The sequence below is a fragment of the Pseudochelatococcus lubricantis genome, from assembly GCF_042432495.1.
GTDB classification, from domain to species: domain Bacteria; phylum Pseudomonadota; class Alphaproteobacteria; order Rhizobiales; family Beijerinckiaceae; genus Pseudochelatococcus; species Pseudochelatococcus lubricantis.
The window spans coordinates 415,674-430,150 of record NZ_JBHLXC010000006.1; the positions used below are offsets into that span (position 1 = coordinate 415,674).

Sequence of the window (14,477 nt, forward strand, 5' to 3'; positions counted from 1 at the left end):
GTTGGTTCGCATGACATCAGTCGATCAATCGCCCGTTACGCCCCAGCCGCCCGTCACGCCTTATGTCGCGACGCTGGTCGCGAATCCGGCCGCGCCCGCCCTCACGGATGCCGTCGTTCGCCGCGCGGCGCAAGCCCTGCCGGGCACGCCGCCGGCCCGCTGGCTCGATGCCGGCATCGCGGCCGATCTCGTGTTTACGCCGGAACCGGGCGATTCGCCGCGCGCCATTGCCGACCGCCTGCGCGAATCGGTGGCCGACGCGCCTGTGGACGTCATCGTCCAGCCCCTTCTCGGCCGGCGCAAGAAGCTCTTCCTCGCCGACATGGATTCCACCATGATCGGACAGGAGTGCATCGACGAGCTGGCGGACTTCGTCGGCCTGAAGGCAAAGGTGTCCGCCATCACGGAGCGCGCCATGCGTGGCGAGCTGGCCTTCGAGCCGGCGCTGCGCGAGCGCGTGGCGCTGCTGCGCGGTCTGCCGGTCGGCGTCGTCGACCGCATCGTCGCCGAGCGCATCACGCTCACGCCGGGCGGCGCGCGCCTCGTGCGCACCATGCGCGCGCACGGCGCCTACACCTGCCTGGTGTCGGGCGGTTTCACCCTGTTCACAAGCCGCATCGCGCTGCTCACCGGCTTCCACGAGCACCGCGCCAACCGCCTCGTGGTGAAGGAGGAGCATCTGGCCGGCGTCGTCGAGGAGCCGATCCTGGGCCGCGAGGCCAAGCTCGCCACCCTGCGCGAGCTGCGGGAGGCGCACGGCCTGGCGTTGCACGAAACGCTCGCGGTGGGCGACGGCGCCAACGACCTCGCCATGCTGGAGGAAGCCGGCCTCGGCGTCGCCTTCCGCGCCAAGCCGGCCGTGGCCGCGGCAGCACACGCCCGCGTCGAGAAGGCGGATCTCAGCGCACTTCTCTATATCCAGGGCTACAAGCGCGAGGATTTCGCGGCCGACTGATCATTCCTCCAGCCGGATGGCGACGAAACGCACGTCGCCGTCGCGCCCGGTCACCAGCAGCAGCGCCGAGCGGCGGCCTTCCTTGCGCAGCGCCTCAAGCCGGCGTTCCACTTCGGCCGGCGCCGTCACCGGCGACTTGCCCACTTCCGTGATCACGTCGCCGGGCTCGATGCGCTTGTCGGCGGCGGGCGAATCGGGCTCAACCTCCACCACCACGACGCCTTTGATGTCCTCCGCCAGCGCATACTGCTGGCGCAGTTCGTCGTCGATTTCCGAAAGGCGCAGCCCCAGCGTCCGGCCGGACCGTGCCTTGCTGGTCTCTCCCGCTGCCTGGGCCTGCGCCTTCTCGCCGTCCTCAAGGCGGCCCAGTGTCACCGAAGCCTTGCGTTCCTTGCCGTCGCGCAGCAGCGTTACGTCGACGCGCTTGCCGACCGGCATCGCCGCGACGGTGCGCGACAGGTCGCGCGGCTCCTTCACCCGCTTGCCGTCGATCTGCACGATGACGTCGCCCGTCTTGATGTCTGCGTTCGCGGCCGGCCCCTTGCCGTCGATGCTGGCGACGAGCGCGCCATCCTGGCCACCGAGGCCGAGCGCCTCCGCCGTGTCCTCGTCCACGGGCTGGATGCGCACGCCGAGCCACCCGCGGCGCGTCTCGCCGAACTCCCGCAGTTGGGCGACGGTTGGCGCCGCAAGTTCCGCCGGCACCGCGAAGCCGATGCCCACCGAGCCGCCGGAGGGCGACAGGATCGCCGTGTTGATGCCGATCACCTCGCCCTTCAGGTTGAACAGCGGCCCGCCGGAGTTGCCCCGGTTGATGGCGGCGTCCGTCTGGATATAGTCGTCGTAGGGTCCCTGCTCGATGTTGCGGCTGTGGGCGGAGACGATGCCCGCCGTCACCGAGCCGCCGAGCCCGAAGGGGTTGCCGATCGCCACGACCCAGTCGCCGATGCGCAGGCTCTCCGAATTGCCGAACTTCACCGCCTTCAGCGGCTTGTCGGTCTTCACCCGCAGCACGGCGAGGTCGAGCTTGTCGTCGCGCCCCACGACCTCCGCCTTGCGTTTGGCGCCGTCCGTGAACACCACGGTGATGTCGTTCGCCTCGCCTATCACGTGATTGTTGGTGACGACGATGCCCGATTCGTCGATCACGAAGCCCGAACCCGCCGATTCGGCGCCCCGTGGGCGCGGCCCGCCCTCATTGCGACGCTTGCGGAACTCGTCGAACAGGTCACCGAAGGGCGAACCGGGAATGGCGGGCGGCACCTCCCCCCGCTTCGTGACGGTTTCCGTCTCGGCGGCGGAAATATTGACGACGGCGTCCATCACCTCGCTGGCGAGGTCGGCGATGGCCTCCGGCCCGCGCGCGAAGGCGGGCGCGCCGGCCATGCCGAGCATCAGCGCCGCGGCCAGCACGGCGCCGCGCCACAGGCACGCGCCGCTGCTCGCGGCCTCATGCGTGAACGGCGTTTCGAATCGTCGGGGAGCGTGTGCGGTGTCGTGCATGGTGCTGCGGTGCCCAGAGCCTTTCCGGAACGAGCCTGACGGGCTTTTCCGTCCGGAGCAGTGAAAAACGGAAAGATGGAACGGGCCGGCGTTTCCGTGAAGGGGCAGGCCGCTCCGACGTTCGACATTCAGCTATAATAGGCCACCGCGGCGCACCGTCCAGACCACCACGACGCCGATGACGGCGAACACGATGCCGACGAGGCGCATGCGTTCGACCGGCGAATCCGCCGCCTCGCTCAGCACCCGGCGGGCGACGCCGGGCAACGCGGCGAAGAATATGCCTTCCAGCGCAAGCAGCAGCCCGAAAGCGGCAAGAAAATCTGTCATTCGCCGTCAAGCCCCTCCCGGCAACGCGGCGAAACGGCCGGCCCACGCGGCTGCGATCCCCCTGGTCGCGCCATGGCCGATGCTTCGCTCTTCTTCTGGTAAAAAGATCACGGCCGAACGCAAAGATAAAGGCTCTTTGGGCTCACGGCCAACATAATCACACCGGCGTGGGCGGCTGTCCCGCCGCATCCACGAAAAAGGCGGACGCCCGCTGGGGCGCCCGCCGCTTCAAACTGCTTACTGCCCGGGCGTGCTTCCGGAAGACGCCTGCGGCGTCGCCGTGCCGCCGGGTCCGCCGAGGTAGCGGAAGAACGGCGAATCGGGCGAGAGCACCCAGCGCGTGCCGCTGCCGACGAGGCTCGTGGTGTAGGCCTGCAGCGAACGGAAGAAGGCGAAGAACTCGGGGTCGCGGCTGTAAGCCTCCGCCAGGATGCTGTTCACCTGCGCGTCGCCCTCGCCTCGCGTCTGCTGCGCCTGCTGGTTGGCGTCGGCCTTGATCACGGTCACGTCACGGTCGGCGCGCGCCCGGATGCCCTGCGCGAGCTGCGAGCCCTGCGCGCGGATGTCCGCCGCCTCGCGCTGGCGCTCCGTCTGCATGCGCTGGAAGACCGCCTCGCTGTTCTGCTGCGGCAGGTCGGCGCGGCGCAACCGCACGTCGATCACGGTGAGGCCGAGACCCTGCGCCTGCCTGTTCACCTCATCGCGGATTTCGCCCATCAGCCCGGCGCGGTTGGTGCGCACGATATCCGTGAACGTCGCCTCCGCCACCACCGACCGCACTGTCGAGTTGATGATGTTGGCGAGCCGCAGGTTGGCGCCGGCGATGTTGTTCACCGTCTGATAGAAGCGCACGGCGTCCGTCACCTTGTAGCGGGTGAAGGCGTCGACCACGAGCCGCTTCTGGTCGGCGGCGATCACTTCCTGCTCCGGCAGGTCGAGGTCGAGAACGCGGTTGTCGATGTCGACCACGGTCTCGATCAGCGGCAGCTTGAAATAGAGTCCAGGCTCGGTCGCCACGGAGCGCACGCCGCCGAAGCGCAGCACCAGCGCCTGTTCCGTCTGGTGGACGATGAAGGTCGCGGTGTAAAGCACGAATACCACGATCGCGAGAATCACCGCGCCGGCGATCTTCAGGGTCTGGCTGTTCATCGGGCGGCTCCCTGCTGAATGACCGTTCCGGCCTGCGGTGCCTGCGCCGGCGGCCGCGCGGCCGCGCCGGCCTGCGGCTGCAACACGCCCGGCACCTGCAGCGCGCCGAGCGGCAACAGCGGCAGCGCCCCCTGCGTGCCGCTCTGGTCGAGAATGACCTTGTCAGTGCTGCCGAGCACCTTCTCAAGCGTCTCAATGAACATGCGCTCGCGCGTCACGGCGGGCGCGGCCTTGTAGGTTTCATACACCTGCGTGAAGCGTCCCGCCGCGCCGCGCGCGTCCGCCACCACGCTCTCGCGATAGCCTTCCGCCGCCTGGGTGATGCGGGCAGCCTCGCCGCGCGCCTCCGGGACGACGCGGCTGGCGTAGGTCTCCGCCTCATTGCGCAGACGATCCTGGTCCTGCCGTGCGGCCTGCACGTCGCGGAACGCATCAATGACCTGCTGCGGCGGGTCGACCTTCTGCAGCTGCACCTGCCGGATTTCGACGCCGGCGCCGTATTCGTCGAGCTGCGCCTGCATCAGCCTGCGCACCTCGGATTCGATGGGGCCGCGGTCCGTGGTGAGCACGGCCTGGATGTTGCGCCGGCCCACCTCTTCGCGCATGGCGCTTTCCGCCACCGCCTTGATGGAGGCATCGGGGTTCTTGAGGTTGAACACGTAGTTTTCCGGGCTGCTGGGGCTGACCTGCCACTGCACGGTGAAGTTGATGTCGACGATGTTCTCGTCGCCGGTGAGCATCAGGCTTTCCTCGGGCACCTCGCGCTGCGAGATGCGCTGCGACGTATCGCCCGTGCGCTGGCCCACCTCGATCGTATTGACGGTGGTCACGCGCGGCTTGATCACCGAGCCGACCGGATAGGGGAAGTTGTAGCGCAGCCCCTCGCCCGTCTTGCCGACGAACTTGCCGAAAATCAGGTTCAGGCCGACCTCGTCCGGGCGCACCGTGTAGAAACCGGTCGCGAGCCACAGCAGCACCGCGCCGAGTGCGACCACGGCGATGCCGCGCGCTCCGCCGCCCCCGCCGGGGAGTATGCCCTTCAGCTTGTCCTGACCGCGTCTCAGGATATCCTCGAGATCGGGCTGTTGCCCGCCGCCGCCTTGCGGCCCGGTGCCCCATGGTCCCTGTGGTTTCTGGCCCCACGGACCGCCGCTCTGGTTACTCCAAGGCATAAGTCAGCCATTCCCTGTTCTGGTGTTCCGCCCGCAGGCGGGACGTCCGCGCCCGCATGCCTTCGGCATGATCTTTCAATACGATACCCGCAACTTGGGTGGCGCGGGCGGCCCCGTCAAGCTCCAAAACTCCCTTAATGCGTCGATCGCCGGCGCATGGTCCGGAAAAGCGCGCGCCGGTTCCGTAAACGGCGGCGCGCGGACCGACCGACAAGAGTGATATGACGATTCGGGAAAAGGTCATATCGCGTCAGCGCGCCGTCGCTCGTAGTCGACGAAGGCGAAGGCGTGGTCGTCCCGCTCTCCCGGCGCGTGCGCCTCGCGACGAACCTCCCGGAACACGTCGGCCGGAATGGCCGGAAAGAAGGCATCGCCGTCCGGCGCGGCATCGACCCACGTCAGATGGAGACGTTCGGCGAGCGGCAGCGCCTGCGCGAAAACGTCGCCGCCGCCGGCGATCACGATTTCATCAGCGCCGTCGCGCGTCGCCATGGCATCCGCCAGCGCCAGCGCCTCGTCGAGATCGCGGGCGCGCGCGACCTCCCCGTCATCGGGCGTCACCGGAAGCGCGGAGCGGCTCAGCACCACGAGCGGCCGACCAGGCAGCCGGCCCGGCGCCGGGGCGCCGTCCTTGCCCGGGCGGGCGGGCGGCAGCGATTCGAACGTCCGCCGGCCCATCACCAGCGGCTTGCCCGTTGTGAGCACGCGGAATCGCTTCAGATCGCTGCCGAGCCGCCATGGCAAGGTGTTGCGCACGCCGATGACGCCGTTAGACGCGACGGCGGCGACGATGACCAGCGGATGACGCGACGCCCGTTCCGCCATCGCTCACACCGCAACCGGCGCCCGGATGGCCGGGTGGGGATCGTAGCCCGCGACGGTAATATCCTCCGCCAGGACGTCGAACACCGACGTCACCCTTTCATCGATCGAGAGGCGCGGCAGCGCGCGCGGTTCCCGCGCCAGTTGCGTGCGCGCCTGCTCGATGTGGTTCAGGTAGAGATGCACGTCGCCGAAGGTCATCACCAGCTCGCCGGTCTTGAGCCCGACGACATGGGCGATCAGTTCCGTCAGCAGCGCATAGCTCGCGATGTTGAAGGGCACGCCCAGAAACACGTCCGCAGAACGCTGGTAGAGCTGGCAGGAGAGGCTACCGTCGACGACGTAGAACTGGAACAGGCAATGGCAGGGCGCGAGCGCCATCTTCGGGATGTCAGCCGGATTCCACGCGCTCACCACCAGCCGGCGCGAATCGGGATTGCGGCGAATTTCCTCGACGACCCAGGCGATCTGGTCGACCGTCTCGCCGTTCCCGCCGGCAAACGCCCGCCACTGCTTGCCGTAGACCGGGCCGAGATCGCCGTTCCCGTCCGCCCACTCGTCCCAGATGGTGACGCCGTGCTCGTGCAGATACGCGACATTGGTGTCGCCGCGCAGGAACCACAGCAATTCATGGATGACGGATTTCAGATGGACGCGCTTGGTGGTCAGCAGCGGGAAGCCCCGCGCCAGATCGAAGCGCACCTGCTCCCCGAACAGCGACAGCGTGCCGGTGCCGGTGCGGTCATCCTTGTGCTTCCCCTCGCGCAGGATGCGATCGAGCAGATCGAGATAGGCGCGCACGATCACATCTCCCCAACGAAACGCTGCAGCCCGGCGCGGAAAAACGCGCTGGCGGTGACGCTAGCACAGTCGCCTGTCGCGCAGAAAGAAGACGGCTCAAAATCGCTGGGGAGAGCGCACCTTATCTGGAATTATTCCAGATTATGGCCTCTTCCATCCGGGATGAATAGCCCCTATATTCATTTTGCCGCCGCAAGACGGCTATGACGATAAACGGTCATCGCAATAAACCATTCGGACCCGGGGGCGGTACCCGGCGCCTCCACCAAAGCCCGGCACACGCCTGAGAAGGCCGGGTTTCGGCGGGGGCGAAACAGGATCGACGAGGGTGTAAAGGGTGTGCTTTCGTTCGGCATGGTTCCGCCGTCATCGGGCCGAAACAATAGTTGCCAACGACAACTATGCTCCGGTTGCTGTCGCCGCGTAATGCGGTACCGGTAATCGATTCAAAGTCCCTGCGGTTAGCCCCGTAGGGCGGGGTTCGGAGGCACCTGGCAACAGAAGCCTCCACTTCCCTTTCGCGGGACGGTCGAACGGGCGGATCGGAATATGCTTTTCAGGGCTTGCGCTGCCCCCTGCAAGTCTGGCATCAACGTTGCCCGGAGATGCGGATTCTGCATCGGGATTTTTCAGGCATCCGTTCCATGGCTCAGGACTTCATCCGCTACGACCTCCACGTCCAGGACGCCCTCCGCGGCGTCGTCCGCAAGGTGCTGGCCGATGTGGCGCGGGACGGGTTGCCGGGCGACCATCATTTCTACATCACCTTCCTGACGCGCCACCCCGGCGTCCGGCTGTCGAATCGCATGCGGGCCGAGTATCCGGACGAGATGACGATCGTGCTCCAGCACCAGTTCTGGGACCTTTCGGTCTCGGAAACGGCGTTCGAGGTCGGGCTGTCGTTCAAGGGCATTCCGGAGAAGCTGGTGGTGCCGTTCGACGCGCTGACCGGCTTCTTCGACCGTTCCGTCGATTTCGGCCTGCGCTTCGAGACGGATCTCGACACACTTGATGACGACGAGGCGGATGAGGCGGAAACCGATTCCGTTCCCGCCGGAGAGGTTACGCCCGCCACCTTCCCCCGCCGCATTTTCGAGATCGCCCCGCCAGTCCGCCCCGGCGAGACGGACGACAGACAGCTGGATGACACCGTCTCCTCGTCGCACGGAACCGTGGCGACGGAAGAGACGCCGGCGCAGGAGCGGGCTTCCGCTCCCGAGGGCGCTGGCGAGGATGGCGACGCCGACCAGCCCGCAGGCGACGGCGAGCAGACCGGTGCGCAGGTAGTGCGGCTCGACGCATTCCGCAAGAAGAACACCTGACCCGGCAAGGCGTGACAAAGTCACCGATTCGTCACCCGATCCGCAACGATCCTTCTTAACCCCCTTTGCGAGACGCCACGGCTGCGGCTATACCACTTCCCCAATGGGTATGGCCGCCTGGTTGCGCCCAGACGAGAGAGCGAAGCATCGCTGGCCGGTTCGGGATCGTGGATCGCGAAGGGTTGCGGTGGTGCCTTGCGCATGTGGTTTTGAGCGAGCGCTTCCCGGGGAAGCGTATCGCCCTTCCGAGGAGCGCCCGATGTCGCAGACCCGTACCGAAACCGATTCCTTTGGCCCGATCGAGGTTCCCGCCGATCGTTACTGGGGCGCGCAATCCCAGCGCTCGCTCCAGAATTTCCGCATCGGAACGGAGAAGATGCCGCTGCCTCTCGTCCATGCGCTCGCTCTGGTGAAGCGCGCGGCCGCGCTCGTCAACAAGGATCTCGGCGTGCTCGACGGCAAGGTGGCCGATGCTGTCGCATCCGCGGCGGAGGAAGTGATCGCGGGCAAGTTCGACGACCACTTCCCGCTCGCCGTCTGGCAGACGGGCTCCGGCACGCAGTCGAACATGAACGCCAACGAGGTGATCGCCAACCGCGCCAACGAGCTGCTCGGCGCGCCGCTCGGCTCCAAGACGCCGGTCCACCCGAACGATCATGTCAACAGGGGCCAGTCGTCGAACGACACCTTCCCGACTGCCATCCACATCGCCGCCGTGCTCGACGTCAGCAATCGCCTGTTGCCGGCGCTGGAGCATCTGCACAAGGCGCTCGTCGCCAAGTCGGAAGAATTCGGGGACATCGTCAAGATCGGCCGCACCCATCTGCAGGACGCCACGCCCGTCACGCTGGGCCAGGAATTCTCCGGCTACGCGGCGCAAGTCGAAACCGGCATCCGCCATGTGAAGAAGGGCATCGAATCCCTTTATCCTCTGGCACAGGGCGGCACGGCCGTCGGCACAGGCCTCAACGCCCATCCGGAATTCGCGGCGCGCTTCGCCGCCAAGGTCGCGGAAATCACCGGCCAGCCCTTCGTCACCGCGCCGAACAAGTTCGAATCGCTGGCAAGCAACGATGCCGTCGTGTTCGCGCACGGCGCGCTGGTGAGCGTCGCGACCGCCCTGTTCAAGATCGCCAACGACATCCGCCTGCTCGGCTCCGGCCCGCGTTCGGGCCTCGGCGAGCTGTCCCTGCCGGAGAACGAGCCCGGCTCGTCGATCATGCCCGGCAAGGTCAACCCCACGCAGTCGGAAGCGGTGACGATGCTCGCCGCGCAGGTCATCGGCAACGGCACGACGATCTCGGTCGCCGGCAGCCAGGGCCACCTCGAACTCAACGTCTACAAGCCGGTCATCGTCCATGTATTCCTGCAGTCTGTGCGGCTGCTCGCCGATGGCGCCGTGAGCTTCACCGACAACTGCGTCGTCGGCATTCAGCCCAACCGGGAGCGCATCACGGAGCTGCTGGAGCGCTCGCTCATGCTGGTGACGGCGCTTGCGCCGAAGATCGGCTACGATGCTGCGGCGGACATCGCCAAGGCCGCCCACAAGCACGGCACCACCCTTCGCGAGGAAGCGCTGAAGTCCGGCAAGGTCACGGCCGAGGAGTTCGATGCCGTCGTCCGCCCGCAGGACATGCTGGCCCCGCACTGATCGTCGCCGCCATGGCCGAACTCATCAACCTGCGCCGTGCCCGCAAGGCGCGCGCCAGATCGGAAAAGGAAGCGCAGGCGGCGGAGAACCGCCTGCGCTCCGGCGTGCCGAAGGCTGAGCGGACGCTCTCCTCCGCCACGCGCGAGAAAGACGAACGCCGTCTCGACGGGCATCGCCTCGCGGAAACCGATGCCGCCCGATCGCGTTCCGATGACGACGGCAAGGCGTGAGCGGAAGCAGCATGAGTGCAACCGGCTTGAGCGAGACCGTTATCAAGCGCTCGGTCATGATCGCCGGGCATCGCACCAGCGTATCACTGGAGCAGCCGTTCTGGGACGCCTTGCGCGAGATTGCCGAAAACCGTCAGACATCGGTAGCGGCGTTGATCGCCGACATCGACACAGCGCGCGGAGACAGCAACCTGTCTTCCGCGATCCGCGTCTTCGTGCTGGCACAGTTCCGTCAGGCGGCTGCAGCCAGGGCGTGACCCCGAAAAGCGGGACAAGCCATCACCTCGCGCCATAGCGGGCGAGAGAAAGATCCGACACGTCGACTTCGGGCGTCGCACCCGTCACGATGTCGGCCAGCACTTTTCCCGATCCGCAGGCCATCGTCCAGCCCAGCGTTCCATGACCGGTGTTGGTGTAGAGATTGGCGAAGCGCGTCTTGCCGATGACCGGGGTGCTGTCTGGCGTCATCGGCCGCAGGCCGGACCAGAGCTGCGCAGGGGCCGGATCGCCGCCATGCGGGAACAGGTCGTGCAGCACAAGTGACAGCGTGCCCTTACGGTCCGGATGCAGCGCAATCTGATAGCCGGACACTTCCGCCATGCCGCCGACGCGGATGCGATCTCCGAGGCGGGTGATCGCGACCTTGTAGCTGTCGTCCAGCACCGTGGAAACCGGCGCCGCCTCCGCATCGGCGATATCGACCGTGATCGAATAACCTTTCACGGGATAGACCGGCAGGCGCAGGCCGAGTGGCTTCAGCAACTGGGGCGAGAAGCTGCCCAGCGCCACCACGACACCGTCGGCCTTCTCGATACCGTCCGCCGTGCGCACCCCGGTAACGCGGTCACCCTCGGCACTTAGGCCGAGGATCTCGACGCCATAGCGAAAAGTCACGCCCGCGCCGGCGGCTTGCTGCGCCAGCGCATTGGTGAACTTGAAGCAGTCTCCCGTCTCGTCGCGGGGCAGGCGCAGACCGCCGACGATCTTGTGGCGCGTATGCTTAAGCGCGGGCTCCGCCGTGACGCAACCGTCGACCGTGAGCAATTCGAATGGCACGCCGTACTGGCGCAGAACCTCGATATCGCCGCCGACGGCATCGAGCTGCTTCTGCGTGCGGAAGAGCTGCAGCGTGCCCTGCGTGCGCTCGTCATAGGCGATGCCGGTTTCTGCCCGCAACGCATCGAGGCAGTCGCGGCTATATTCGGCTATGCGCACCATGCGGGCCTTGTTGGCGGCATAACGCGCAGGCGTGCAGTTGCCGAGCATCTGCACGAGCCACGCCAGCATGGCGGCATCCGCCCGAGGCCGCAGGATCAGCGGCGAGTGCTCCATGAACAGCCATTTGAACGCCTTCAGCGGAATTTCAGGCGATGCCCACGGCGAGGCATAGCCGGGTGAAATCTGCCCCGCGTTGGCGAAGCTCGTTTCAAGGGCGGGCCCCTGCTGGCGGTCGATGACGGTAACGTCGCAGCCAGCCTTCGCCAGATACCAGGCCGAGGTCACGCCAACGACGCCGGCGCCCAGAACAATCACTTTCATGGGATCACGACTCTCTCGATGTTAAGAAATCCGGCCGGAAGTCAGGCCCGCGCCTCACCGCTATAGATGCGCCTGTAGCGATGACCGAGCGATGTCAGGATCTCGTATCCAATGGTGCCGGCCGCGTCCGCCACCTGATCGACGCTCTGGTGGCCGCCGATCAGTTCGACCCGTGCATCCGTGCCGACCGCGCCTTCCGGCAGCGAGGAGATGTCTACCGAGATGCTGTCCATCGACACGCGGCCCAGTATGGGCAGACGGTGACCGTCGAGGTAGACCGTGCCGCGCCCGCCCAGACTGCGCAGCCAACCGTCCGCGTAGCCCACGGACAGCGTGGCAACGCGCACGGGCGCAGGCGCTTCGAAGGTGTAACCGTAGCCGACATGGACGCCGCGCGGGATCGCCCGCGTCTGGATGACACGTGCGTGGAGGCGCACGACCGGGCGCATCGGATTGGGCCTCCCCGGCAGGGGATTGATGCCGTAGAGCGCCGCGCCGGGACGTGCCATGTCGAAATGATAGTCCCGCCCCAGGAAGATGCCGGAGGAGTTGGCGAGACAGCGGCGTGCGCGAGCAAAGGCGGAATGGGAGGCGAGGACATCGTGGCCGGCGCGGAAGTTGGCGAGTTGCTCGGCATTGGCGGCACGTGCCGGTTCGTCGGCGCAGGCGAGATGGCTCATGACGAAAAGGATGTCGAGCCCCTCGAAAGACCGCGCGTTCTGCGCGAGCGTCCGCACCTCCGCCGGCGCGAGGCCAAGGCGCGACATGCCGGTATCGATCTGTACGACGGCGGGCAAGATGCGGCCGAGCCGCGCTGCCTCCGCGCGCCACGCGGCGAGATGATCGGCTGAATTGAGCACCGGCACGACCGCCGCTTGCGCGCACGCGCCGACGGCGTCGCGCGTGAGGCCATTCAATACATAAAGAGTGCTGTCGTCCGGCAGCACAGGCCGCAGCGCCAGCGCTTCGTCGAAATGCGCGACGAAGAAGTGGCGGCAGCCTTCAGCGTGCAGTTCCGGCGCGACGCGCGACGCGCCGAGGCCGTAGGCATCCGCCTTCACCACGCCGGCGCACTGGGTCTGCCCCAGCCGCGCCTGCAACAGGCGGTAATTGGAGCGGATGGCCGCGAGGTCGATTTCCAGCAAACCGGCCGAGGGTGTCGGCGACGATTCTTCATTCGGGTGGAGAGGGAAAGCCATCGCATATGCCGCCGGTAGAAGCGCCTGACATCTCCCGGCGGCCGCCCGATAGAACGCCCGCCGGTGTGGTAACTCGACCATCCAAAAAGGCGCGTGCAATGTGGCGAATATCCGGACGGATATGAAACTTTAGCTTCAGCTTCCGTCCAGGAAAAGCCGGTAGGCGGGATTGTTCGTCTCCTCCCACCAGGGATAGCCAAGTTCCTCCAGAAAACCGGCGAATGCTGGCCGGTCGGCCTCCTCCACCTGGATGCCGGCGAGCACCCGGCCGAAATCCGTGCCGTGGTTGCGATAGTGGAACATCGAGATGTTCCAGTCCGAGCGCAGCACCTCCAGAAAGCGCAACAGCGCGCCCGGGCGTTCCGGAAATTCGAACCGGTAGACGAGTTCGTTGCCCACCGAGGCCGCCCGTCCACCGACCATATGGCGGACGTGCAGCTTCGCAAGCTCGTTGTCGGAGAGGTCGATCGCCGGGTAGTCACGCTCCTTCAGCAGGGCGAGGATCTGTTCCCGCTCCCGCTCGCCGTCGCGCAACTGCACGCCGACGAAGATATGGGCATCGGCGCCGGCTGCGTAACGGTAGTTGAACTCCGTGATCTGGCGGTCGCCCAGCAGGCGGATGAACTGGCGGTAGCTGCCCGGCCGCTCGGGAATGGTAACGGCGATCAGCGCCTCGGACCGCTCGCCGACCTGCGCCCGTTCGGCCACGTGCTGCAGGCGATCGAAGTTGAGGTTGGCGCCGGAGTTGATGGCGATCAGCGGGCCGTTGCCGGCCTCCGGCAGCGTGCGGTAGCGCTTGAGTCCCGCGAGCGCCAGCGCGCCGGCCGGTTCGGCGATGGCGCGGGTGTCGTCGAAGATGTCCTTGATCGCCGCGCAGATTTCGTCGCCTGAAACGGTGATGATGCCGTCGAGCCGTTCACGGCAGATGCGGAACGTCTCCACGCCCGCCTGCGCTACGGCGACGCCGTCCGCGAACAGGCCGACATGCGGCAGCACCACGCGCTCGCCCGCGGCGATGGCGGCCTTCATGCTGGCGGCGTCGTCGGGCTCGACGCCGATCACCTTCACATTGGGGCGCAGGAACTTGATGTAGAGCGCGATGCCCGACGCCAGCCCGCCGCCGCCGATGGGCACGAAAACGGCTTCCAGCGGCCCCGGATGCTGGCGCAGCAGCTCGACCGCGACCGTACCCTGCCCGGCGATCACATCCGGATCGTCGTAGGGGTGGACGAAGACGAGGCCTTGCTCGCGTTCCAGTTCCATCGCGTGGCGGCGCGCGTCGTCGAAGGCGTCGCCGAACAGCACCACCTCGCCGCCGAGATTGCGCACAGCCGCGACCTTGATGCCGGGCGTGGTGCGCGGCATGACGATGACGGAACGGATGCCGAGCTTCTGGGTGGCGAGAGCCACGCCCTGGGCGTGATTGCCGGCCGAGGCGCAGATGACGCCGCGCGCGCGTTCCTCCGCCGAAAGTTGCGCCACCTTGTTATAGGCGCCGCGCAGCTTGAAGGAATAGACCGGCTGCAGGTCCTCACGCTTCAGGAAGACCGGCGTGCCGATGCGCTGCGACAGACGCCGCATCGGATCGAGCGGCGATTCGATGGCAACGTCATAGACCGATGACGTCAATATCCGGCGGATATAGTTTTGCGTGTCTGGCATCGCTCGCCTTTGCCTGTCATGCTGTGATATATTTATATGGTGCGCGTTCGCGATCCTTCGCCGGCCCTGCCGGCGGCGATGACAGAGCAATAGCGCACCTTCGCGCCCGGCGGAACCACCGCTTTGCCGGATCAGAGTCGCG

General features: G+C 66.9%; 14 protein-coding genes and 1 other RNA gene. 6 read left to right on the top strand and 9 right to left on the bottom strand.

Features of this window, described 5'->3' with window-relative positions; all coding sequences use genetic code 11:
* Positions 1-10 precede the first annotated feature (10 nt).
* Positions 11-955 carry a phosphoserine phosphatase SerB gene (gene serB / locus ACFFJ7_RS12685; RefSeq protein WP_166950654.1) on the top strand — a complete coding sequence of 315 codons (945 nt, stop codon included), beginning with the start codon at positions 11-13 and terminating at the stop codon, positions 953-955.
* On the opposite strand, the gene ACFFJ7_RS12690 is transcribed toward serB, so the two are convergent.
* From ACFFJ7_RS12690 to ACFFJ7_RS12715, 6 genes are all read right to left on the bottom strand, one after another.
* A complete protein-coding gene (locus ACFFJ7_RS12690; RefSeq protein ID WP_377592783.1) occupies positions 956-2,458 on the bottom strand; it encodes a DegQ family serine endoprotease in 1,503 nt (500 codons plus the stop codon).
* Positions 2,459-2,590: 132 nt separating this feature from the next.
* Entirely contained in the window at positions 2,591-2,788 is a 198-nt protein-coding gene (locus ACFFJ7_RS12695) for a DUF2065 family protein (RefSeq protein WP_166950652.1), read from the bottom strand.
* A gap of 237 nt (positions 2,789-3,025) precedes the next feature.
* Entirely contained in the window at positions 3,026-3,937 is a 912-nt protein-coding gene (gene hflC / locus ACFFJ7_RS12700) for a protease modulator HflC (protein WP_166950651.1), read from the bottom strand.
* On the bottom strand, positions 3,934-5,109 hold the full coding sequence (hflK, locus tag ACFFJ7_RS12705) for an FtsH protease activity modulator HflK (RefSeq protein WP_166950650.1): 1,176 nt from the start codon (positions 5,107-5,109) through the stop codon (positions 3,934-3,936). Before hflK ends, hflC begins: the two co-directional genes overlap by 4 nt.
* A 240-nt stretch (positions 5,110-5,349) precedes the next feature.
* Positions 5,350-5,934: a dihydrofolate reductase gene (locus ACFFJ7_RS12710; protein WP_377592786.1), complete on the bottom strand. Its 585-nt coding sequence runs from the start codon at positions 5,932-5,934 to the stop codon at positions 5,350-5,352.
* A 3-nt stretch (positions 5,935-5,937) separates the two neighbouring features.
* Positions 5,938-6,732: a thymidylate synthase gene (locus ACFFJ7_RS12715; protein WP_377592788.1), complete on the bottom strand. Its 795-nt coding sequence runs from the start codon at positions 6,730-6,732 to the stop codon at positions 5,938-5,940.
* A 147-nt stretch (positions 6,733-6,879) separates the two neighbouring features.
* Between ACFFJ7_RS12715 and ssrA the strand changes: the two genes are divergently transcribed.
* The 5 genes from ssrA (at position 6,880) to ACFFJ7_RS12740 (ending at position 10,192) form a co-directional block, all read left to right on the top strand.
* Positions 6,880-7,244, top strand: a transfer-messenger RNA (tmRNA) gene (gene ssrA, locus ACFFJ7_RS12720).
* A 132-nt stretch (positions 7,245-7,376) separates the two neighbouring features.
* Positions 7,377-8,054, top strand: coding sequence for an SspB family protein (locus ACFFJ7_RS12725; RefSeq protein ID WP_166950646.1), 678 nt, complete (start codon positions 7,377-7,379; stop codon positions 8,052-8,054).
* 259 nt (positions 8,055-8,313) lie between these two features.
* Positions 8,314-9,705, top strand: coding sequence for a class II fumarate hydratase (fumC, locus tag ACFFJ7_RS12730; RefSeq protein ID WP_377592790.1), 1,392 nt, complete (start codon positions 8,314-8,316; stop codon positions 9,703-9,705).
* Between the two features lie 11 nt (positions 9,706-9,716).
* Complete coding sequence (locus ACFFJ7_RS12735) at positions 9,717-9,935, top strand: DUF4169 family protein (RefSeq protein ID WP_166950642.1); 219 nt, start codon at positions 9,717-9,719, stop codon at positions 9,933-9,935.
* A gap of 11 nt (positions 9,936-9,946) precedes the next feature.
* Positions 9,947-10,192 carry a ribbon-helix-helix domain-containing protein gene (locus ACFFJ7_RS12740; protein ID WP_377592792.1) on the top strand — a complete coding sequence of 82 codons (246 nt, stop codon included), beginning with the start codon at positions 9,947-9,949 and terminating at the stop codon, positions 10,190-10,192.
* 22 nt (positions 10,193-10,214) lie between these two features.
* Here the strand turns inward: ACFFJ7_RS12740 and ACFFJ7_RS12745 are convergent, their stop codons facing one another.
* The 3 genes from ACFFJ7_RS12745 to ilvA form a co-directional block, all read right to left on the bottom strand.
* On the bottom strand, positions 10,215-11,474 hold the full coding sequence (locus ACFFJ7_RS12745) for a D-amino acid dehydrogenase (RefSeq protein WP_377592794.1): 1,260 nt from the start codon (positions 11,472-11,474) through the stop codon (positions 10,215-10,217).
* A 41-nt stretch (positions 11,475-11,515) separates the two neighbouring features.
* Complete coding sequence (gene alr / locus ACFFJ7_RS12750; RefSeq protein ID WP_377592797.1) at positions 11,516-12,673, bottom strand: alanine racemase; 1,158 nt, start codon at positions 12,671-12,673, stop codon at positions 11,516-11,518.
* Between the two features lie 135 nt (positions 12,674-12,808).
* Positions 12,809-14,365, bottom strand: a complete 1,557-nt coding sequence (gene ilvA / locus ACFFJ7_RS12755; RefSeq protein ID WP_377593031.1) for a threonine ammonia-lyase, biosynthetic — start codon at positions 14,363-14,365, stop codon at positions 12,809-12,811.
* Positions 14,366-14,477 lie beyond the last annotated feature (112 nt).

Bases quoted from the DNA above. Each gene is read 5' to 3' on its own strand.
- ACFFJ7_RS12735 (WP_166950642.1), top strand. From the start codon at position 9,717: ATGGCCGAACTCATCAACCTGCGCCGTGCCCGCAAGGCGCGCGCCAGA.
- hflK (WP_166950650.1), bottom strand. From the start codon at position 5,109: ATGCCTTGGAGTAACCAGAGCGGCGGTCCGTGGGGCCAGAAACCACAG.
- hflC (WP_166950651.1), bottom strand. From the start codon at position 3,937: ATGAACAGCCAGACCCTGAAGATCGCCGGCGCGGTGATTCTCGCGATC.
- fumC (WP_377592790.1), top strand. From the start codon at position 8,314: ATGTCGCAGACCCGTACCGAAACCGATTCCTTTGGCCCGATCGAGGTT.
- ACFFJ7_RS12690 (WP_377592783.1), bottom strand. From the start codon at position 2,458: ATGCACGACACCGCACACGCTCCCCGACGATTCGAAACGCCGTTCACG.
- ACFFJ7_RS12710 (WP_377592786.1), bottom strand. From the start codon at position 5,934: ATGGCGGAACGGGCGTCGCGTCATCCGCTGGTCATCGTCGCCGCCGTC.
- alr (WP_377592797.1), bottom strand. From the start codon at position 12,673: ATGGCTTTCCCTCTCCACCCGAATGAAGAATCGTCGCCGACACCCTCG.
- serB (WP_166950654.1), top strand. From the start codon at position 11: ATGACATCAGTCGATCAATCGCCCGTTACGCCCCAGCCGCCCGTCACG.
- ACFFJ7_RS12725 (WP_166950646.1), top strand. From the start codon at position 7,377: ATGGCTCAGGACTTCATCCGCTACGACCTCCACGTCCAGGACGCCCTC.
- ACFFJ7_RS12695 (WP_166950652.1), bottom strand. From the start codon at position 2,788: ATGACAGATTTTCTTGCCGCTTTCGGGCTGCTGCTTGCGCTGGAAGGC.
- ACFFJ7_RS12745 (WP_377592794.1), bottom strand. From the start codon at position 11,474: ATGAAAGTGATTGTTCTGGGCGCCGGCGTCGTTGGCGTGACCTCGGCC.
- ACFFJ7_RS12740 (WP_377592792.1), top strand. From the start codon at position 9,947: ATGAGTGCAACCGGCTTGAGCGAGACCGTTATCAAGCGCTCGGTCATG.